The organism is Streptomyces sp. NPDC085944, assembly GCF_040686295.1.
Taxonomy (GTDB): Bacteria; Actinomycetota; Actinomycetes; order Streptomycetales; family Streptomycetaceae; genus Streptomyces; species Streptomyces salinarius.
This window is the reverse complement of the sequence record NZ_JBFBJX010000011.1, coordinates 247,305-267,149: the sequence shown is the minus strand read 5'-3', so window position 1 is coordinate 267,149 and position 19,845 is coordinate 247,305. Positions and strand designations below refer to the sequence as shown.

Annotated in this window: 17 protein-coding genes and 1 tRNA gene; 12 read left to right on the top strand and 6 right to left on the bottom strand. The window is 70.4% G+C overall.

Annotated elements, in window-relative coordinates; translation table 11 throughout:
• Positions 1–40 precede the first annotated feature (40 nt).
• From AB0P07_RS23220 to AB0P07_RS23185, 8 genes are all read left to right on the top strand, one after another.
• The gene (locus AB0P07_RS23220) at positions 41–706 is read left to right on the top strand and encodes a DUF2637 domain-containing protein (RefSeq protein ID WP_365553344.1); all 666 of its coding nucleotides are present in this window, start codon (positions 41–43) and stop codon (positions 704–706) included.
• Positions 707–727: 21 nt separating this feature from the next.
• Positions 728–919 (top strand): mobile element transfer protein, encoded by a 192-nt coding sequence (locus tag AB0P07_RS23215; RefSeq protein ID WP_024886417.1) that lies wholly within the window; start codon positions 728–730, stop codon positions 917–919.
• Between the two features lie 12 nt (positions 920–931).
• Entirely contained in the window at positions 932–1,087 is a 156-nt protein-coding gene (locus tag AB0P07_RS23210; RefSeq protein ID WP_106967052.1) for a hypothetical protein, read from the top strand.
• Between the two features lie 12 nt (positions 1,088–1,099).
• The gene (locus AB0P07_RS23205; protein ID WP_365553341.1) at positions 1,100–1,411 is read left to right on the top strand and encodes a SpdD-like protein; all 312 of its coding nucleotides are present in this window, start codon (positions 1,100–1,102) and stop codon (positions 1,409–1,411) included.
• A gap of 89 nt (positions 1,412–1,500) precedes the next feature.
• Positions 1,501–2,898: a replication initiator protein RepSA gene (gene repSA / locus AB0P07_RS23200; RefSeq protein ID WP_365553339.1), complete on the top strand. Its 1,398-nt coding sequence runs from the start codon at positions 1,501–1,503 to the stop codon at positions 2,896–2,898.
• Positions 2,899–2,900: 2 nt separating this feature from the next.
• Positions 2,901–3,110 (top strand): excisionase family DNA-binding protein, encoded by a 210-nt coding sequence (locus AB0P07_RS23195; protein ID WP_365553337.1) that lies wholly within the window; start codon positions 2,901–2,903, stop codon positions 3,108–3,110.
• Positions 3,110–4,249 (top strand): tyrosine-type recombinase/integrase, encoded by a 1,140-nt coding sequence (locus AB0P07_RS23190; RefSeq protein ID WP_365553335.1) that lies wholly within the window; start codon positions 3,110–3,112, stop codon positions 4,247–4,249. The genes AB0P07_RS23195 and AB0P07_RS23190 overlap by 1 nt, the downstream gene beginning before the upstream one ends.
• A gap of 172 nt (positions 4,250–4,421) precedes the next feature.
• Entirely contained in the window at positions 4,422–5,141 is a 720-nt protein-coding gene (locus AB0P07_RS23185; protein WP_365553333.1) for a DUF5677 domain-containing protein, read from the top strand.
• 103 nt (positions 5,142–5,244) lie between these two features.
• Here the strand turns inward: AB0P07_RS23185 and AB0P07_RS23180 are convergent.
• A tRNA-Gly gene (locus AB0P07_RS23180) sits at positions 5,245–5,318 on the bottom strand.
• Between the two features lie 524 nt (positions 5,319–5,842).
• Between AB0P07_RS23180 and dcd the strand changes: the two genes are divergently transcribed.
• Positions 5,843–6,418 carry a dCTP deaminase gene (dcd, locus tag AB0P07_RS23175; RefSeq protein ID WP_125629797.1) on the top strand — a complete coding sequence of 192 codons (576 nt, stop codon included), beginning with the start codon at positions 5,843–5,845 and terminating at the stop codon, positions 6,416–6,418.
• Positions 6,419–6,460: 42 nt separating this feature from the next.
• A complete protein-coding gene (locus AB0P07_RS23170; protein WP_365553331.1) occupies positions 6,461–6,970 on the top strand; it encodes a phosphoribosyltransferase in 510 nt (169 codons plus the stop codon).
• Between the two features lie 300 nt (positions 6,971–7,270).
• On the opposite strand, the gene AB0P07_RS23165 is transcribed toward AB0P07_RS23170, so the two are convergent.
• The 5 genes from AB0P07_RS23165 to AB0P07_RS23145 all read right to left on the bottom strand — a co-directional run bounded on the left by AB0P07_RS23165 (position 7,271) and on the right by AB0P07_RS23145 (position 16,940).
• Positions 7,271–8,362, bottom strand: a complete 1,092-nt coding sequence (locus AB0P07_RS23165) for a zinc-binding dehydrogenase (RefSeq protein WP_365553329.1) — start codon at positions 8,360–8,362, stop codon at positions 7,271–7,273.
• 313 nt (positions 8,363–8,675) lie between these two features.
• Complete coding sequence (locus AB0P07_RS23160) at positions 8,676–11,909, bottom strand: FG-GAP-like repeat-containing protein (protein ID WP_365553327.1); 3,234 nt, start codon at positions 11,907–11,909, stop codon at positions 8,676–8,678.
• Between the two features lie 222 nt (positions 11,910–12,131).
• Positions 12,132–13,166, bottom strand: a complete 1,035-nt coding sequence (locus AB0P07_RS23155) for a Yip1 family protein (RefSeq protein WP_365553325.1) — start codon at positions 13,164–13,166, stop codon at positions 12,132–12,134.
• Positions 13,167–13,222: 56 nt separating this feature from the next.
• Entirely contained in the window at positions 13,223–14,524 is a 1,302-nt protein-coding gene (locus tag AB0P07_RS23150) for a VCBS repeat-containing protein (RefSeq protein WP_365553323.1), read from the bottom strand.
• A 133-nt stretch (positions 14,525–14,657) separates the two neighbouring features.
• The gene (locus AB0P07_RS23145) at positions 14,658–16,940 is read right to left on the bottom strand and encodes a heterodisulfide reductase-related iron-sulfur binding cluster (RefSeq protein WP_365553321.1); all 2,283 of its coding nucleotides are present in this window, start codon (positions 16,938–16,940) and stop codon (positions 14,658–14,660) included.
• 378 nt (positions 16,941–17,318) lie between these two features.
• On the opposite strand from AB0P07_RS23145, the gene dnaK reads away from it, so the two are divergent.
• Positions 17,319–19,172, top strand: a complete 1,854-nt coding sequence (gene dnaK, locus AB0P07_RS23140) for a molecular chaperone DnaK (protein WP_365553318.1) — start codon at positions 17,319–17,321, stop codon at positions 19,170–19,172.
• On the top strand, positions 19,169–19,843 hold the full coding sequence (gene grpE / locus AB0P07_RS23135) for a nucleotide exchange factor GrpE (protein WP_365553316.1): 675 nt from the start codon (positions 19,169–19,171) through the stop codon (positions 19,841–19,843). The genes dnaK and grpE overlap by 4 nt, the downstream gene beginning before the upstream one ends.
• Positions 19,844–19,845: the final 2 nt, after the last annotated feature.

Below are 19,845 nucleotides of genomic sequence, written 5' to 3'. Positions count from 1 at the left end.
GTCCCTATCCCCGCCATGCCTGATCACAGGAGGAGCCGTCATGACCCGCTCTGCCCTCCGCGTGGACGCCGTGCTTGTTCAGGCCGTCATCGCCGGGGCACTGTCCTTCGCCCACCTCCACGACCTCGCCGCCGCCGCCGGGCAGGATGGCTGGAAGGCCTGGGCCTATCCGGTCTCCGTAGACCTGCTCCTCGTCGCCGCCTGGCGTCGACTGCGTACGGACGGGCCATCCCGGCTGGCCTGGTGCTGGTTCCTGATCGCCCTGGTCGCCTCGCTCGGCGCGAACGTCGCCACTGCCGGACTCCTCGACCTGGACGGCGTACCGGCCTGGCTGCGCATCCTCGTTGCCGCCTGGCCGGCCCTGGCCTTCATGGGCGGCACTCTCCTCGCCCACTCGTCCGCGGGGCACACCTCGGCTTCGCCGGCCCCGGATGCCGTGGTCGAGGTGGAGCCCGAACCGGCCCCCGCCGTCGATCCGGAACCGGCCCCGGTCGACTCCGCCGACGGTGCTCCGTCCCTCCCGCCGGTCCACCCCGCTCCTGCGCCGCCGGCCGTTGCCGTCCCGGCCGCGCTGGTCGACCACGCCCGCAAGGTCGCCGCCGACCACGAACAACGGACCGGTGCACGTATCGACGCCGACACCCTGCGCGCCCGCCTCGGCGTACCGCCGCACCTGGCCGACGCAATCGCCGCCCAACTCACCTGACCCGAACGGAGACCGACTGACATGCCCGCCCGCGACTTCTTCCACTCCGTCATGCGGATCGGCCCCGTGCAGATCGGCACCCACCGCGACCGCAACGGCACCACTAAGCACGCCGCTGTGTGCGGCTCGGACGGCTGCGGCTGGTCCGCCGACTACTCCACGCGCTCCGCCGCCCAGCTCGCCGCCCGCACTCACCGCTGCCGCGTCCGCTAGGAGGCCACCGTCATGGACGTCCCGCTCTGGTTCGCCCTGATCGTCGTCGGCTGGCTCGGCGTCAAGCTCGTTCGCCCGCCCTGGTGGCTGATCGCCGTGCTGCTCCTCGGCGGTTTCCTTCTCGCCGACAGCGTGTTCGCCCCGCTCATCGACTCCGCCGTGAAGTAAGGAGATCCGCTGATGTTCCGACCCAAGCTCCCGACCATGCCCCAGCCCACCGGCACGGTCACCCCGCCCGCCGTCTTCGAGCCGACCACGATCACCCCTGGTACCTCCGCCCCGCCGGCCATCGTCCCGGCCCCGTCCCGGCCCACGGTCCAGCTCACCCCCGGCACCGCGCTCGCCCTGGTCGGCGGCAGCACCGCCGTCGTCCTGGTCGTCGGCGCCGTCCTGGTCTCCATGCTCCTCGCGGTCGCTATCACGGGCGCCTCGGTCGCTGTCTGCGCCCTGGTGATCCGCTCGCTCGTCAACGCCGACGCCAAGCGTCGCTGACCGGCCCCCGGGCGGCCTCGATACCGCCAAGCATCCGCCGCCCGGGAGCCGTCCCTGTCCGATCTCTCAACCGGAAGGAAGCACCCAGCATGGCGCATCGCGCCTCACTCGCGCCTGAGCCTCTGCTCGACCCGGTCGTCCTCGGCGATTTGCTGCGGGTGGCCTCGGCCGACGACTACACCCGATGGGAAGACCAGATCCGCCGTACCGGCGGCTGCTCCGACCCCATCCACCTCACCGGCTGGACCCTTCACAAGGACAAGACCACCGGCGAGACCCTGCACCACTACACCACCGCTGATGAACCCGGCGGACGCCTCCGCCTCGCCTGCGGCAACCGCCGCGCTTCCCGTTGCCCGGCCTGCGCCTGGACCTACGCGGGCGACACCTATCACCTCATCCGCGCCGGCCTCGCCGGTGACGACCGCCGCGACATTCCCGCCACCGTCCGGGATCACCCTCGGGTCTTCGCCACTCTCACCGCGCCCTCGTTCGGCCCGGTCCACAACCGGCCCGATCACGGCGTCTGCCGATGCGGCACCCGCCACGCCCCCGACGCCCCCGAGCTGGGCACCGCCCTCGACCCGACGACGTACGACTACGCGGGCGCCGTCCTCTTCAACAACCACGCCGGGCAGCTCTGGCAGCGCTTCACCACTCGGCTCCGCCGCGAACTCGCCGCTCGCGGTGGCCTTCCCCGCCGGGAACTCGCCGATCACGTCCGCCTCTCGTACGGCAAGGTCGCCGAGTTCCAGAAGCGGGGTTCCCTGCACTTCCATGCGGTGATCCGGCTGGACGGGCCGGAGGGTCCTGGAACACCGCCGCCCGCGTGGGCCACGGTCGGTGTTCTCGCCGATGCGATCGGTGCGGCTGCGGCGCACTCCTACACGTCGGTCTCGGTGCCGGCCGCTGGGGACCAGCCGACCCGGTTGTTCCGCTGGGGCACACAGCTCGACGTCCGGTCGGTGAAGGCGTTCGGGGACGGCTCCGACATCACCGAACAGGCCGTCGCCTCGTACGTCGCTAAGTACTCCACCAAGGCCGCGGAGAGCACCGGCACCCTCGACCGCCGTATCGGGGAGATCTCCGAGCTCGACCGCCACGGCGTGCCCGACCACACCCGCCACCTCATCATCGCCTGCCGCGATCTTGACCCGCTGTATCCGGACCGGCGGCTGTGGGCCTGGGCTCACATGCTCGGCTTCCGCGGCCACTTCTCCTCGAAGTCCCGCCGCTACTCCACCACCCTCGGCGCACTCCGCCAGGCACGCGCCGACTACCGCGCCGCACAGGACGCCGGAGCCCTCGGCCTGGACGACCGCGAGCCGGAGACGGTCCTCGTCCTGGCGGACTGGCAGTACGCCGGACACGGCCACACCCCCGGTGAATCCGCCCTCGCCGCCACCATCGCCCGGGACATCCGGCTCAACCGTGAAACCGCCCGCGAAGCACTACGCGACCAAGCCGGGGCCGAGGGGGAGTGGTGACCATGGAGCGACTCCTCACCGTGGACCAGGTCGCCGAACGCCTCGGCACGGGCGTCCGTTTCGCGCGGCGGCTCATCGAGGAGCGGCGCATCCGGTACGTGAAGGTCGGTCGGCACGTCCGCATCCCCGAGAGCGCCGTTCGCGACTACCTCGCCGCCCACACCGTGGAACCGGTGCAGCTCCGCCGCGCCGGACTGCGGAGGGCTGCCTGATGGCCAACAAGAAGGGCAGGCGCCGGCGCTTCGGTGCGGTGCGGCAGTACCGGTCCGGCCGGTGGACGGCTTCGTACCTCGGGCCCGACGGTGAGCGCATCCGTGCGGACGAGACCTTCGAGACCAGGAAGGACGCCGAGATCTGGCTGTCCCAGGTCGAGGCGGACCTCAGCCGCGGGGACTGGCGCGCTCCCGACGCCGGAGCCGTCAACTTCGGTGTCTACGCCGAGAAGTGGGTCGAGGAGCGGGAGTTGGCCGTTCGGACCGAGGATCTGTACCGGCACCTGCTCCGCCTGTACATCCTCCCGGCGTTCGGAGGGCTCGACCTGGACGAGATCACGGCTCCGCGCGTGCGTGAGTGGCGCGCCGAACGGCTCCGCACCACCCGGGCCAAGACCACCGTCGCCAAGGCGTACCGCCTCCTCAAGGGCATCCTCGAGACGGCCGTCGACGACGACCTGATCACGCGCAACCCGTGCCGGATCAAGGGGGCGGGCAAGGAGTCGGCGGCGGAACGGCGTATCGCCACCGTCGCCCAGGTCGACGCGCTCGCCGACGCGATCGGTATCCGCTGGCGGCTCATGGTCTACCTGGGCGCCTACGGTCCGATGCGGCCGGAGGAGCTGGCCGGCCTCCGCCGTCGGGACGTCGACGTCGACAACCTCGTGATCCGCGTGCGGGTCGCCGAGCCTGAGCGGACCAACGGCAAGCGGGCTCCGGGGCCGACCAAGTCCGACGCGGGTGCTCGCGTGGTCGTCCTCCCGGTCTTCCTCCGGAAGGAGGTGAGGCGGCACCTCGACTGGCTTGCCGAGAAGGGCCCGGACGGGTTGGTCTTTGTGGGGGAGAAGGGCGCGGCCTTCCGGCGTACGACCTTCGGGCGGAAGTGGCGGCGGGCCCGTGCGGTCGCCGGTCTCCCGGACGGCTTCCGCTTCTACGACCTCCGCCACACCGGGCACACCTTGTCGACCCGTTCGGGCGCCACCCTCCGGGACACGATGGTGCGCGCCGGCCAGTCCTCCGAGAAGGCGGCGCTGATCTACCAGCACTCCGACGAGGAGCGGCAGCGGGAGGTCGCCGCCGGGCTCGACGACCTGGTCCGTGCTGAGCGGACGAAGCGGAAAAAGAGCTCCGAATCCTAAAGAAGAAGTGCTCTACCAAGAAAGGCCGTTGAAGGGCGAGCGTTGATGCGCTCGCCCTTCTTCTTGTGTAATCCCCGATTGGTATCACGTGATTTTGGGATTAGGTAAAAATAATTGTTTCTTCTCGTCCATACTCAAGTAGCCTCCCGCTCAGTCAACGCAAGGAATACACATGAGTAAGGTAACTCCGCAGCAGTACCGCGATGCGGTCGACAGGTTGGTCGCCGACTACCGGGCGGCTGGACCGGTCGAGGCGAAGCAGCGCAATTATCGGCCCGTGCTCATCGGGCACGGGTGGTGCGCCGAGGTACACCGCCTCGCGGAAGCGGCGCTTCTCCTCGTCGACGAGGGTTACGGTCATGAGGCACTGATCCTGCTGCGGACGATGTTCGAGACCACCATCAGTCTCCATTGGCTCTCGCAGAAGGGGGACGCTGGAGCGCGTGGAGTGTTGGCCGAGGGAGACCGTACGAGCAGGGCTGCGCTGACCGATCTGGAAGGGGCTTTTGCGCTGCCGCAGCACCTGATCGACGCGATCAAGAACCTGCCAGTTGAGAAGACCGATGAGAGCGAGACCTTCCGCAAGTTCCAGGCGCAGTGTGACCAGATAGACTCCAAGCGCGAGCTGTACTCGGTGTACCGCCACCTCTGCGGATATGCGCACCCAAGTACGACTGGTGCCTTCGCCTTCATAGAGCCGACAACCAGGGTGCCTAGCCTCCGTGCCGAGCCCAGGACGGGCACCTCTGTAGTGGAGGCGACGGCAGCCATGTGCCTCATCTGGGCGGGGCGCGCCTTCGACGAAATGGTGAGCGGGAAGCCGCGTAAGCAGTTCCTGCGCTCGGTGGCCAGGGATCTTGGGCTTCCTCCGATTCTTCCGCCAGTGAGCTAGTCGGAGTGGTGCGTGGAAGCGTAATGGTGCGGTTGTGGTGCGCGCACCGCCCGCCGGTCTGGACAACAAAGAACCCCCGGGTCACTGACCTGGGGGTTTCACATGGAGCGGGTGACGAGAATCGAACTCGCGCTCTCAGCTTGGGAAGCTGATGTTCTACCATTAAACTACACCCGCGTAAGACGCCGACCACGGCCGGTGTCTGGACGCTCAGTCACTCTACCCCATGCCCGGCTCCCGGTGTCCGCACCGTGGGGCCGGTGGTCGTCGCGGGGTGCGGATGCGGCTGCGGGGGGCCGGGGTTGGGGCGTACCGTGAGGGCTCCGGAGAGGGTGTGCGTGAGGGCGGAGTGCCGCCTGGAGAGTCGTCTCTTTCATCCCGTACTGTGGCTTTTGTCGTCAGGGTAGTAAGCCAGACGCGGCTCTTGGGGAAGGGACTTGAAGGACTTGATGCAGCGCACCGTCGTCCGCTGTGCCGATGGGCACGTGTTCACCGCCACCTCGTTCCCGATGCAGCAGGCCGAGCGGCTCGGCCCCGGCCGGCTCGTCCGATGTCCGCGGTGTGCGCGGCTGCGGAGCGCCGTGCCCGTGGGTGCTCAGAAGAGGTAGCGCACAGACGCGGCAGCACGGACGCAGAGCGGTTCGGGCGCGCGGCGCGACGGCGGTTGTCGTTGCTCCGCGCGCCTTGCGTATCCTCGGTGCGTGCTTCTCTCAGACAAGGACATCCGGGCCGAGATCGACGCAGGTCGGGTGCGGATCGATCCGTTCGACGACTCCATGGTGCAGCCGTCGAGCATCGACGTGCGCCTCGACCGCTACTTCCGGGTGTTCGAGAATCACCGGTACCCGCACATCGACCCCTCCGTCGAGCAGGTGGATCTGACCCGGCTCGTGGAGCCGGAGGGCGACGAGCCGTTCATCCTGCATCCCGGTGAGTTCGTGCTGGCCAGTACGTACGAGGTCATCACGCTGCCGGACGATCTCGCCTCTCGCCTCGAGGGGAAGAGTTCGCTCGGGCGGCTCGGGCTCGTCACGCACTCCACCGCCGGGTTCATCGACCCGGGCTTCTCCGGGCACGTGACGCTGGAGCTGAGCAATCTCGCGACCCTGCCCATCAAGCTGTGGCCGGGGATGAAGATCGGGCAGCTGTGCATGTTCCGGCTCACCTCGCCGGCCGAGCACCCCTACGGCAGCGAGCGCTACGGGTCCCGCTACCAGGGCCAGCGGGGTCCGACGGCCTCCCGGTCCTTTCTCAATTTCCATCGGACCCAGGTGTGAGCGGCCGGGTATGAGCAGCAAGAACGCAGGCGGGACACGCGCATGAGTGATGTTCGGGAGAATCTGACCTACGAGCAGTTCGGCGTCGCCGTGCGCGAGCTGGCCCAGGCCGTCGCCGACGACGGGTACGAGCCGGACATAGTGCTCTCCATCGCGCGCGGCGGTGTCTTCGTCGCGGGCGGGCTCGCGTACGCGCTCGACTGCAAGAACATCCACCTGGTGAACGTCGAGTTCTACACGGGCGTCGGCACCACCCTCGACATGCCCGTCATGCTCGCGCCGGTCCCGAACGTCATCGACTTCTCCGACAAGAAGGTCCTGATCACCGACGACGTCGCCGACACCGGCAAGACGCTCAAGCTGGTGCGGGACTTCTGCCTCGACACGGTCGCCGAGGTCCGCAGCGCGGTGATCTACGAGAAGTCGCACTCCCTCGTCCAGTGCGAGTACGTGTGGAGGCGCACCGACGAGTGGATCAACTTCCCGTGGAGCGTCCTGCCGCCGGTGCACAAGTCGGGGACTGCGCCCAAGGAGAACAAGGAAGCGCTTTGACCTGCGCGTATCGCACAGCGTCTGACGACTGAGGGCCCTTCGGGATCTCCCGGAGGGCCCTTGGCCATCGGGCGTCTTCTGATGCGCAGCTCTGTCGAGAAGGGCCGCTCGCCGGATGAGGAGTTCTCCGGCAGTGCATGCTCTGCGGCACCTGTGCTTGTCGCCCGGGCCGTGCGCAGCGAGGGATGTCGGCGTCCCCGGCCGCATCCGGATCGTCCGTCAGCGGTCTCCCTGTGGCGTGAGGCCGCGCGGGCCCGGGCCGGTTCCCCACCGTTCGGGCGGCTGGGCCCGAGTGGCGGGTCAGGGAACAATGATCAGCTTTCCTACGTGGCTGCGCCGGGCGAGTCGAGCCTGGGCCTCCCCTACCTGCCCGAGCGGGAAGGTTCCGGCGACGACCGGTGTCACGTCTCCGCGCCGGGCGATCTCCACCAGGTGGTCGAAGATCCGCGGTGTGTGCATGGTTGAGCCCACCAGTGAGAGATTCGCGAGGTAGAGCCGTCGTACGTCGATGTTGACGGCCCATCCGTCGAGGGCGCCGGCAACCACCCAGCGGCCCCCGGCCCTCAGCAATCCCAGGCCGGGGCCGAGGACTGCGCCGGCAACGACGTCGACGACCGCGTCGTATCCCTCTGGGGCTGCCGCGATCGCGTCGCTGAGCACCTGCCCCCGCCGCCGGTCCACCACGGCGTCGGCGCCCGCGCTGCGGACGGCATCTGCCTTGTCACCGCTGCATACTGCGACGACCCTGGCCCCACGGGAGCGGGCCAACTGGACCGCGGCCAGACCGACACCGCCCGAGGCACCCGTGACGAGCACGGTGTGGCCCTCCGAAACGGCCCCGCGGTCGAGCATGCCCAGTGCGGTGCCGTAGGCGATGGGAAGAGCAGCCAGTTCCACGTCTGTCAGGGGTGACCCCTCGACGGGGTGGGCTCGTGCACTCGGCACCACGACGTACTCGGCGAACCCCCCGTCGCGCTCGCTCCCCAGGACGTCGGCCGGGCGCGCGTCCGGTCCCGGACCGTCGTACTCGGCCGGGTCCACGAGCACCCGTTTCCCGACGAGTCCGGTGCCTTCCTCATCGCCGCCTGCCACCACCGTGCCGGCCACGTCGGCTCCCTGGATGCGCGGGAAGTCGAGCGGACCGAGCCATCCCGTCCTGACATCCGGGTCCTCTGCAGCACCGTAGGAGCCCTCGCGGGTCCACAGGTCGGTGTTGTTGCAGCCTGCCGCGTGTACCCGGACCAGCACCTCGCCCGGCCCCGGGCGGGGCACAGGCACCTCGCGCTCCTCGATCACATCGAGGTCTCCGTGGCCGGTGATGACGACGGCCCGCATCGTACGGGGAAGAGACGACGGCAGGGGAACGGATGCCGACGGAGGGGACGGTGACATGGGCACAGGGTCTCATGCAGCCCCGTCCGTCTCGTGCTCACCGGTCCGGCACCCGGCGTCTGGACCACCCGGAAGGTGAGTGGTGTGTCGCCAGCGGTCCCTGCCGCCTCATCGCTTTCAGCACCAGCGATCCGGGTCACTTGGGCCGGCGCGGTGTCGCGTTGCGCGCTGCCTCGAGTCAGGTCCGCCGACAGCGTCCTGCCGCCCGTAGTGCGGTGGGACGGGCAGGTGCTCGACGCCTGACGGCCGGGGATGAGAGAGGGGCCCTCGGCGTGACCGCGTCACGCCGAGGGCCCCTCTCTCCGTGCTCGGGTCAGTACAGGCCCTTGTACGTGTTCCAGCCGCCCGTGCCCACCAGCACCCGGCCGCCGTACGTACCGTCTCCCGCGGACGCGTACCGCCACAGCTTCCCGGCGGTGTCCCGGGCGAGCAGGTCGGTGCGGCCGTCGCCGGACAGGTCGCCGGTGCCGGCGAGGGCGGAGTAGACGTTCCAGCCGCCGCCGACCCGCTCCCGCCTGGTCACACTGCCGGCCGCCGTGCCGTAGTACCGCCACAGCACACCGGCGGAGTCCTGCCCGAGCAGGTCGCCGCGCCCGTCGCCGTTGAGGTCACCGGCGCCGGTGATCCACTTGTACAGCTTCCAGTTCGCCTGGATCCGCACCCGGGTCTTCAAGTGGTGGTCGGCGGTGCCCGCGTAGAAGTAGATGTCGCCGGTCGTCCGCTGGCGGGCGATCAGGTCGACGAAGCCGTCCCCGTTCAGGTCGCCGGGTGACGTGAGCTGGTCGTACTGCCCCCAGCCCTTGCCGATCAGCGTGTACGGCGACGAGGCGCCGACGACCTTGCCGCAGCCGGGGCGGTAGGCCCGCAGCTGGTCGCCGACCCGGACCAGTACGTCCGCGCACCGGTCGCCGTCCACGTCGCCGACGGGCACGAGCACCGAGCCGGCGGGAAACGCGCCGGATGACCCCGCGATGCGGGACGAGACCCCGCCGGTTCCGTTGCCCCGGTACATCGACACGGCACCGGCGCCGTCCACGGCCAGCAGGTCGCCGAAGCCGTCGTCGCCCGCCAGGTCCCGCCAGACGGCGGCGCCGCCGGTGACCGGCACGGTCCCGGAGACGGACAGGGCGGTCCCGGCGCCGTCGGCGGGCTTCGCGGTCAGGGTCCAGGTGTAGGCGCCGTTCGGGACGGGGGCCCCGGCCGCGTCCTTGCCGTCCCAGGAGGCCGAGAGCACGCCGCGGGCCTCGCCGCCGGACATGGTGCGCACGGTCTTGCCGCTCGCCTTGTTCCTCAGCGTCAGCGACCAGGAGGCGGCGGGCTTGGACAGCCACCAGCGCGACGTCCACTTCGCCCCGGTGGACCTGAGGTCCAGGGCGGGCGTCGTCTCCGCGTCGATCACGGCGATCCCGGAGGCAGGGACGCCCGACGGGACGATCCGCACCCGGCGGTCCGCGCCGATGTAGGCGACGTGGCCGCCGAAGCGGTCCACCGTCCAGCCGGCCCGGCGCACGGTCCGGTCGCCCAGCTCGGCGGCGCCGACGATCACGCGCCGGGGCAGGTCCGCCTCGGTGGTGCCGGCCGGCAGGCCCTCGTGCAGGTCGACCAGGGTCAGGCCGGTCGTGTCCGACTGGCGGACCAGGTAGCCGTCGCCGAGGAGCGTCTTGTCGGTGCCGAGCCGCACCGTGCGCTTGGTCTGACGGTCGTAGACGCCGCCGCCCGGATAGTTGGGCCAGGAGTCGTCGCACTGCCAGTACACCCAGCGGCCCACGGCCTGGAGCTCACGGGGCACGCACCCCGCGTCGAAGGTCTCGCCGGCGGCGTTCGTGGACAGGTTCTTCGCCGTGACCGTGGTCGGCAGGTCCAGGCGCACGTCGTACCAGCTGCCGGTGGCGCTCCACAGGGTGTCGCCCCAGACGGCGGCCGCGACGACCTCCCGCTTCTGCAGGACGTCGCCGGTGTCGCCGTCCTTGAACCGGAGGACGGCCTGTACGCCGCCCGACGCCTCCTCCACGATGCCGTACCGGCCGGACAGGTCGACGAGTTCCGGGCTGTAGTAGCCGGAGGTCACCCGCGGGCCCCAGGACTCGTCGCCGTTGGCGTAGAGCATGGTGACGCCCCGCTCGGTCGCGGTCTCGCGTCCGTGGTGTCCGTCTCCGCTCGCGAACATGGTCACGCAGTAGCCGTACTCGGCGCCGCCGCAGTCGCTGTCGCTGCCCGACACGAGGCCGTCGACGGTCGATTTCAGCTCCTCGGGGCGGCCGGAGGTCTTCAGCCAGGTGCTGCGGTAGGCGCCGACGTAGGTGTGCGGCATGAAGAGCTTGGAGTCGTCGGCCGTGGTGAGGATGCCACTGCCCAGCGCGATGCCGGCCGGATCGGCCTCCCGGTCCTCGATGTCCGCGACGCGCTTGCGGGTGACGGTGCCGTCGGCGGCGGGCGTGAGGAGGTAGTACCCCCAGTCGAGCGGGCCGTAGTCGGTGTCCTTCTCGGCGCCGGTCACCAGCAGCGAGCCGTCGGGCGTACGGTGCACCGAGGGGGAGGCGACGGTCAGCAGGGACTTCCAGTTGCCCTCGGCGTCTCTCAGGGTGAGCGCGTTGCCGCGGTACTCGTTGTTGCCGCCGTTGGGCGGGGTCACGGTGGCGAAGGCCCCGGCGAAGGGCACGGCGACGTCGTCGTACGCGTACACCTCGCGCAGGTCCAGGGTGGTCGGCCCGGCGTCCAGGTCGTCCCGGCGGTACACCTGGGCGGCGTCCTGCTCCGGGGCGCCGAGGTGGTAGACGGTGTCCTGGTCGAACCAGACGCGCTCGCCGTGCGTGGAGAGCGTCTTCAGGGACCCGGTGGCGAGATCGACGACCCACCACCCCTGGGACATCCTGGTGTCCTCCCACTTGATGGCGCGGACGGCCACGGACCGGGCGTCGCCGCTGCTGATGCTGAGGTGCCACCCCTCCGGCAGCCCCTCCAGCTTCCGGTCCCGCACCTCGCCGTTCTCCAGGCGCAGCAGGTGCAGGCCCGTCGCGGCGTCCTCGGTGCCGGTGCGGGTGATGACGGTGTCGCCGTAGGTCGCGAGGTACGTCTGGCCGTCCGGGACCGGGATCGTGACGGTCGGGCCGTCGCCGGCCCGCTGCTGGAGCGTCACGTGCGGGGACGGGGACGCCGCGTAGAGGGCGACGGTGTCGGAGCCGTGGCCGAAGTCGCCGGGGTACCGGTCGAAGCGGAAGTCGTCGACGTCGTAGCTGAGCGGCTCGGGCAGCCGGTGGTCGAGGACGGTCGTGGCGCCGGTGGCGTAGTCGATCCAGCGGAGGCGGTCGTCGCCCTCCTGCGCGGTGAGGAAGCCGGTCTCGCCCGCGTTCAGGACGAGGGTGGCGCGGGGCACGAAGCGCGCGCCCGGGCTGACGACGACGGGGTCGGCGGACGCGGCGGGGGTGTCGGCGGCGGCCGTCGCCGTGGCGGTGCCGATGCCGGCGGTCACGGCGAGCGTGACGGTGAGAGCGATACGGCCGAGCGCACGCCGACGGCGCACGGCCCGCTTGTTCAGCGGACGAATCACGAAAGGAGTCCCTCCCCAGGGCAGTCACGCAGGGGGGCGTTTCACGTGTTCGCCGCTCGTCCCGCGTGAGCAGGCCGACAGTAGCAGGAGGTGATCACGGCGCGGCAGGGGAAGGGCCCCGGTGCGACGCGCACCGGGGCCCTTTCGTACGTCTTCGACTGGATCGTGCCCGGTTTCCGTACGGCTACCGCTGGATCGTGCCCGGCTTCCTTACGGCTGCGACTAGAACGTGCCCAGCTTCACGATCGACAGCAGGGCGATCAGCTGGATCGCGGACGCGCCGAGCGCCTTGGGCCAGGGCAGGTCGTGGGAGCGGCTGACCATCAGGGTGAGCAGGGCACCGGCCGCGACCCAGGTGGCCCAGCCGAGGATCTGCACGAAGGGGGCGTCGCCGCCCGCGAACATGGCGACGACCAGGCGCGGGGCGTCGGTGAGGGACATGATCAGCATGGAGAGGCCGACCGTGGGCTGCCAGGCGCCGTCGCCGCCCAGCTGGCGGGCCAGGGTGTGGGTGACCACGCCGAGGACGAAGGCGCTGAGCACCAGCGCCACCGCCGTGGTCAGGACGATCGGGACGGCGTTGGAGAGGGTGGCGTTGATCGCCTCCTCGCGGGCCCCGTCGAAGCCGAAGACCGCCAGCAGGCCGTAGAGGAAGGTCACGATGAGCGCCGGGACCCACATCGCGTAGTCCCGCATCTGGAGGAAGGTCTGGTTGGGTGCGAGGATCACACCCTTCAGGAGGTCCTTCCAGTGCAGGCGGGGTCCGGCCGGGCCGGGCGCGGCAGCGGACCCGGCGCGGTAGGTGTCGCCCTGGTTGTAGGGGTCGTCGACCGTGAACGCCTGGGTGTGGCCCGGGTTGTTGGCCGCGTACGGGTCGTACGGGGCCTGCTGGGGATGTCCGCCGGGCCCGCCGGGTCCGTGGCCGCCGTCGCCGAAGTACTCCGGCTCGCCGTGGCCGTCGGCGTGAGTGCCGCCGGGCGCCTGGGGCCACGGGGATCCGCCGGGTGCCGGGCCGGGGGCGCCACCTCCGTACGGCGGCTGCGGGTACGGCTGCCGAGGCGTCGCCGGGCCGCCGTACGACGGTCCCTGGGGCGCCTGCTGTCCGTACGGGGGGCGTTGCGGTCGCGCGTTTGGAGCGCCGTTGTCCCGGCCGCGTCCGATCCTGAATCCAGCCACGCCTTCGAACGTACCTGGTCCCGGAGAGTGACGTGCGGGGCCCGGCCGTTCGGGGGGCCCTTTGCTGCCGAGCTGTGACATCCCTTACGGGGGTTGACCGGGGCGTCCCCTAAGGGCCCGCGTACGGCGGCCGCCTCCTACCGGATCAGGAACTGCGACGTCGAGAACGTCACCGCGGCCCGTGCCGTCACGACGTCCTTCGCCGTGCCCCGGTGGACCTCGACGGTGTCCTCGGTGTCACCCCGGTAGGTCCGCAGGACCAGGTCCGCCAGGCCGTCGCCGTCGAAGTCGGCGGCCGTCAGCACCCGCGTCGTGCCGGCCGAGGCGGGCCGCACCGTGACCGCGCCCCGCGTCGTGGGGCCCGTCGCGCGGCCGGGGTACACACGTACTCCGGAGCCGCTGGAGACCAGTTCGCTCAGGCCGTCGCCGTCGAAGTCGGCGGCGTCGAGCAGGGAGCCGGGGGTGTCCAGGGCGCCCCGCGCGGCGGCGGGGAGGTCGTAGCGCAGCGCCGTGGTGTCCGGGGCGCCCACGGCCGCGTCCAGCGCCTTGCCCTTGCCGAAGGCGCCGAGGGCGACGTCGAGGCCCGTGGGCAGGGTGACCCCGGTACGGGCCGGGCCGTCGGCGCCGCCGAGGACGACGGCCGCCTTGCCGGGGCCCGCCGAGGTGCGGACGACCAGGTCGTCGTATCCGTCGCGGTTCACGTCGGCGGCGGGGCCGGTCGGCGCCTCGCCGGGGGACGGGATGGGCGCGCCGGCCTTCCGGGGGGCGCCCTCGCGGGTGAAGGGGCCGCGCAGGTAGCTGAGGCGGCCGGCCGAGGCGTGGACGACCAGGTCCTCGGCGCCGTCGCCGTCGAAGTCGCCGCAGACCGGACGCTCGGGCCAGTCGTTGCCGTACCGGGCCCGGTCGGGGACGGTCAGCGGGACCGCGCGGCCGGCCAGGCCCGACGGGGAGCCGAAGAGGAGCTGGAGGGGGACCGGGGGGCGCCCCTGGCCGTCGTAGGGCGGGTCGGTGGTGACGACCAGGTCGGTGAAGCCGTCGCCGTCGAGGTCGCAGCTCGCCTCGGCCTCGAAGACGGCCGGCAACTGGCCGTCCACCGGCGCCGCGTGCTTCTCGGGACTGAGCAACTGCCGGGCTCCCGGTACCAGTCCGCGGGCAGAGCCGTAAACGATGCCGATGCCCGCGTCGTCCGCGTGGCTCTCCGCCGTGACCAGGTCGTCGAGGACCAGGTCGCGGTGGCCGTCGCCGTTGAAGTCGTCGGGGACCTCGCTGCCCCCGCCGCGCGGGACGGGGAGCAGGGCGGGGGCGTCGGCGGCGCGTACGGGGGTGGGCGCGGCGGTGTCCTCGGCCGCGGGTGCCGGGCCGTGCCCGCAGGCGGCGAGCAGCAGCAGGCAGCCGACGGCGGCCGTGCCGGTCAGGGTGCTTCCTCGCAGGCGCCGCACCGTTCACCTCGTCCGTATCGACCCGTACCACCGTTACCGACAACGACCGGGTAATGATGCACGTGTTCGACATACGGCGACACCCCCGGGTCCGGAAGGGACGCGGGGGTGTCGGTCGAGCGGGCGGCGGCGGTTACTTCACCGGCTCCGGTGTCGGCTCGGTCTCCGGCTCCGGCTCACCGGTCGGGTCGGCCGGGGTCTTGACGGAGTCCAGCAGGAGCTGGGCGACGTCGACGACCTGGATGGATTCCTTGGCCTTGCCGTCGTTCTTCTTGCCGTTGACGGAGTCGGTGAGCATCACGAGGCAGAACGGGCAGGCGGTGGAGACGATGTCGGGGTTGACCGACAGGGCCTCGTCGACGCGCTCGTTGTTGATGCGCTTGCCGATCCGCTCCTCCATCCACATCCGCGCGCCGCCGGCGCCGCAGCAGAAGCCGCGCTCCTTGTGGCGGTGCATCTCCTCGTTGCGGACGCCGGGGACGGCGGCGATGATCTCGCGCGGCGGGGTGTAGATCTTGTTGTGGCGGCCCAGGTAGCAGGGGTCGTGGTAGGTGATGATGCCCTCGACCGGGGTGACCGGGACCAGCTTGCCCTCGTCGACCAGGTGCTGGAGCAGCTGGGTGTGGTGGATGACCTCGTAGTCGCCGCCGAGCTGCGGGTACTCGTTGCCGAGGGTGTTGAGGCAGTGCGGGCAGGTGGCGACGATCTTCTTCGCCGACTTCGGCCTGCGGGACTCCTCGGTGACCTTGCCGTCGTCGTCCATCTCCTCGCCGAAGGCGGCGTTGAGGGTCATGACGTTCTCCATGCCGAGCTCCTGGAACAGGGGCTCGTTGCCCAGGCGGCGGGCGGAGTCACCGGTGCACTTCTCGTCGCCGCCCATGATCGCGAACTTGACGCCCGCGATGTGCAGCAGCTCGGCGAAGGCCTTGGTGGTCTTCTTGGCGCGGTCCTCCAGGGCGCCGGCGCAGCCGACCCAGTAGAGGTACTCGACCTCGGTGAGGTCCTCGATGTCCTTGCCGACGACCGGGACCTCGAAGTCCAGCTCCTTGAGCCACTCCAGGCGCTGCTTCTTCGCCAGGCCCCAGGGGTTGCCCTTCTTCTCCAGGTTCTTGAGCATCGTGCCCGCCTCGGACGGGAACGCGGACTCGATCATGACCTGGTAGCGGCGCATGTCGACGATGTGGTCGACGTGCTCGATGTCGACCGGGCACTGCTCGACGCAGGCGCCGCAGGTGGTGCAGGACCACAGGACGTCCGGGTCGATGACGCCCTGCTCCTCGAGGGTGCCGATCAGCGGGCGCTCGGCCTCCGCGAGGGCGGCGGCCGGGACGTCCTTGAGCTGCTCCTCGGACGCCTTCTCCTCGCCCTCCATCGTCTTGCCGCCGCCGGCCAGCAGGTAGGGGGCCTTGGCGTGCGCGTGGTCGCGCAGGGACATGATCAGGAGCTTGGGGGAGAGCGGCTTGCCGGTGTTCCAGGCGGGGCACTGCGACTGGCAGCGGCCGCACTCGGTGCAGGTGGAGAAGTCCAGCAGGCCCTTCCACGAGAACTGCTCGACCTGGGAGACGCCGAAGACGTCGTCGTCGCCGGGGTCGGTGAAGTCGATCGGCTTGCCGCCCGAGGTCATCGGGAGCAGTGCGCCGAGCGCGGTGCCGCCCTTCGCTTCGCGCTTGAACCAGATGTTCGGGAAGGCCAGGAAGCGGTGCCAGGCCACGCCCATGTCGGTCTTCAGGGCGACCGTGATCATCCAGATGAAGGAGGTCGCGATCTTCAGCCCGGCGAAGAAGTAGACGAGGTTCTGGAGCGTGCCGAGGTCCACGTCCTGGAGCGCGGAGACGACCGGGTACGAGATGAAGAACGACGCCTCGTAGCCGTCGACGTGGTGGAGGGCGCCCTCCAGCGCGTGCAGCATGAAGATGCAGACGCCGACGATCAGGATGACGGCCTCGACGAAGTACGCCTGGCCGAAGTTGGAGCCGGCGAAGCGGGACTTGCGGCCCGGCTTGCGCGGGTGGGACAGCTGCCGGATGCCGATGAGCACCAGGATGCCGAGCACCGTCATGGTGCCGATGAACTCGACGAAGACGTTGTACGGCGCCCAGTCGCCGATGACCGGCAGGATCCAGTCGGCCTGGAAGAGCTGGCCGACGGCGTTGACGATCGTCAGCAGCAGGGAGAAGAAGCCGACCGCGACGAACCAGTGCGCCGCACCGACGATGCCCCAGCGGTTCATCCGGGTGTGGCCGAGGAACTCCCTGACCACGGTGACGGTGCGGTCCGCGGGGTCGTTGGTCCGTGTCCCGGCCGGCACCGGCTGGCCCAGCCGCATGTAGGTGACGATCTGCAGGACGGCGCGGCCGAACAGTGCGACGCCGACCACGATCAGGACCAGCGACACGATGATCGCGGCGAGTTGCATTTGGGGGCTCCTCGGGCCTGCGAGGTTACGAGGGGGCTGTATTACTAAGCGGTAACTTAATCAGTCCGTTCGAGACTACCCCCATCCTGAGCCGCACTGTAGTCGGACGTGCGGTGATCTGCGTCGCTGAGGCGACCCTGACCCCGATGTGTCCCAGGTGTCCGGTGGGGCAGCCGGAGTGCCGGACGGCGCGTCCCTTCGGGTGGCGATTTTTCCGGTTCGCCGTGCCCCCGGTGCCGGGAAAGCGCAGGTCAGGCGGTCGTTGCGCGTAAGGAGCAGATAAGAGTTGAGTCTTCCCGGCTCACCTCTGTTGACCCGATGCCGGGCGTCATGCACACTTGAGCCTGTTCCACTCAAGTCAGCTGGAGGTTATTCACCATGGCACGTGCGGTCGGCATCGACCTGGGCACGACTAACTCCGTCGTCAGCGTTCTGGAGGGCGGCGAGCCCACCGTCATCACCAACGCCGAGGGCGCCAGGACCACGCCGTCCGTCGTCGCCTTCGCCAAGAACGGTGAGGTGCTCGTCGGCGAGGTCGCCAAGCGCCAGGCGGTCACCAACGTCGACAGGACCATCCGCTCGGTCAAGCGCCACATGGGCACCGACTGGAAGGTCAACCTGGACGGCAAGGACTTCAACCCGCAGCAGATCAGCGCCTTCGTGCTGCAGAAGCTGAAGCGGGACGCCGAGTCCTACCTGGGCGAGAAGGTGACCGACGCGGTCATCACCGTCCCGGCGTACTTCAACGACGCCGAGCGCCAGGCCACCAAGGAGGCCGGCGAGATCGCGGGCCTCAACGTCCTGCGCATCGTCAACGAGCCGACCGCCGCCGCGCTGGCGTACGGCCTGGACAAGGACGAGCAGGTCATCCTGGTCTTCGACCTCGGTGGCGGCACGTTCGACGTCTCGCTGCTGGAGATCGGCGACGGTGTCGTCGAGGTGAAGGCCACCAACGGTGACAACAACCTCGGTGGTGACGACTGGGACCAGCGCGTCGTCGACTACCTGGTCAAGCAGTTCCAGTCCGGCCACGGCGTGGACCTCGCCAAGGACAAGATGGCGCTGCAGCGCCTGCGCGAGGCGGCCGAGAAGGCCAAGATCGAGCTGTCCTCGTCCACCGAGACCAACATCAACCTGCCCTACATCACGGCGTCCGCCGAGGGCCCCCTGCACCTGGACGAGAAGCTCACCCGCGCCCAGTTCCAGCAGCTGACCTCCGACCTGCTGGAGCGCTGCAAGACGCCGTTCCACAACGTCATCAAGGACGCCGGCATCCAGCTGTCCGAGATCGACCACGTCGTCCTCGTCGGCGGTTCCACCCGTATGCCCGCCGTCGCCGAGCTCGTCAAGGAGCTGACCGGCGGCAAGGACGCCAACAAGGGCGTCAACCCGGACGAGGTCGTCGCCATCGGCGCCGCCCTGCAGGCCGGTGTCCTCAAGGGCGAGGTCAAGGACGTCCTGCTGCTCGACGTCACCCCGCTGTCCCTCGGCATCGAGACCAAGGGCGGCATCATGACCAAGCTGATCGAGCGGAACACGACGATCCCGACCAAGCGCTCGGAGATCTTCACCACCGCCGAGGACAACCAGCCGTCCGTGCAGATCCAGGTCTACCAGGGCGAGCGCGAGATCGCGGCGTACAACAAGAAGCTCGGGATGTTCGAGCTGACCGGTCTGCCGCCGGCGCCCCGCGGCGTCCCGCAGATCGAGGTCGCCTTCGACATCGACGCCAACGGCATCATGCACGTGACCGCGAAGGACCTGGGCACGGGCAAGGAGCAGAAGATGACCGTCACCGGCGGCTCCTCGCTGCCGAAGGACGAGGTCGACCGGATGCGCCAGGAGGCCGAGAAGTACGCGGAGGAGGACCACGCCCGCCGCGAGGCCGCCGAGTCCCGCAACCAGGGCGAGCAGCTCGTCTACCAGACGGAGAAGTTCCTCAAGGACAACGAGGACAAGGTCCCCGGCGAGGTGAAGACCGAGGTCGAGTCCGCCGTCGCCGAGCTGAAGGAGAAGCTCAAGGGCGAGGACACCGCCGAGATCCGCACCGCCACCGAGAAGGTCGCCGCCGTCTCGCAGAAGCTGGGCCAGGCCATGTACGCCGACGCCCAGGGCGCGCAGGCCGCCGGCGGCGAGGCCCCCGGCGCGGGTGCCCAGGCCGGTGACAAGGCCGACGACGACGTCGTCGACGCCGAGATCGTGGACGACGAGCGCAAGGACGGTGCCGCGTGACGGAGGAGACCCCGGGTTTCGAGGAGAAGCCCGACGTCCCCTCCGGCGCCACCCCTGACGACGCCGAGCCGCAGGCCGCCTCCGAAGAGGGGGCGGCCCCGGCCGGGGACGCGAGCGAGAACGCGGGCCTGGTGGCCCAGCTGGACCAGGTGCGCAGTGCGCTGGGCGAGCGCACGGCGGACCTCCAGCGGCTCCAGGCCGAGTACCAGAACTACCGTCGCCGGGTCGAGCGGGACCGCGTCGCGGTCAAGGAGGTAGCCGTCGCGAACCTCCTGTCCGAGCTGCTTCCCGTGCTCGACGACGTCGGGCGCGCCCGGGAGCACGGCGAACTGGTCGGCGGCTTCAAGTCCGTCGCGGAGTCGCTGGAGACCACGGTCGCCAAGCTGGGCCTCCAGCAGTTCGGCAAGGAGGGCGAGCCCTTCGACCCGACGATCCACGAGGCCCTGATGCACTCCTACGCACCGGACGTCACCGAGACGACCTGCGTGGCGATCCTGCAGCCCGGGTACCGGATCGGCGAACGCACCATCCGCCCCGCGCGGGTGGCGGTCGCCGAGCCGCAGCCGGGCGCCCAGACGGTCAAGCCGGCCGAGGACGCCACCGACGCGCAGGACGCCGAGGCGAAGGACGACGGCGGTCACAAGGAGAGCGGTGGCCCGGACGAGGGCTGAGC

Excerpts from the sequence above, each read along its gene's own strand:
- dnaK (WP_365553318.1), top strand. The coding sequence starts at position 17,319 with ATGGCACGTGCGGTCGGCATCGACCTGGGCACGACTAACTCCGTCGTC.
- AB0P07_RS23165 (WP_365553329.1), bottom strand. The coding sequence starts at position 8,362 with ATGTCACCGTCCCCTCCGTCGGCATCCGTTCCCCTGCCGTCGTCTCTT.
- AB0P07_RS23190 (WP_365553335.1), top strand. The coding sequence starts at position 3,110 with ATGGCCAACAAGAAGGGCAGGCGCCGGCGCTTCGGTGCGGTGCGGCAG.
- AB0P07_RS23205 (WP_365553341.1), top strand. The coding sequence starts at position 1,100 with ATGTTCCGACCCAAGCTCCCGACCATGCCCCAGCCCACCGGCACGGTC.
- AB0P07_RS23170 (WP_365553331.1), top strand. The coding sequence starts at position 6,461 with ATGAGTGATGTTCGGGAGAATCTGACCTACGAGCAGTTCGGCGTCGCC.
- AB0P07_RS23210 (WP_106967052.1), top strand. The coding sequence starts at position 932 with ATGGACGTCCCGCTCTGGTTCGCCCTGATCGTCGTCGGCTGGCTCGGC.
- AB0P07_RS23145 (WP_365553321.1), bottom strand. The coding sequence starts at position 16,940 with ATGCAACTCGCCGCGATCATCGTGTCGCTGGTCCTGATCGTGGTCGGC.
- AB0P07_RS23220 (WP_365553344.1), top strand. The coding sequence starts at position 41 with ATGACCCGCTCTGCCCTCCGCGTGGACGCCGTGCTTGTTCAGGCCGTC.
- AB0P07_RS23215 (WP_024886417.1), top strand. The coding sequence starts at position 728 with ATGCCCGCCCGCGACTTCTTCCACTCCGTCATGCGGATCGGCCCCGTG.
- AB0P07_RS23195 (WP_365553337.1), top strand. The coding sequence starts at position 2,901 with ATGGAGCGACTCCTCACCGTGGACCAGGTCGCCGAACGCCTCGGCACG.
- AB0P07_RS23155 (WP_365553325.1), bottom strand. The coding sequence starts at position 13,166 with ATGTCACAGCTCGGCAGCAAAGGGCCCCCCGAACGGCCGGGCCCCGCA.
- repSA (WP_365553339.1), top strand. The coding sequence starts at position 1,501 with ATGGCGCATCGCGCCTCACTCGCGCCTGAGCCTCTGCTCGACCCGGTC.
- AB0P07_RS23185 (WP_365553333.1), top strand. The coding sequence starts at position 4,422 with ATGAGTAAGGTAACTCCGCAGCAGTACCGCGATGCGGTCGACAGGTTG.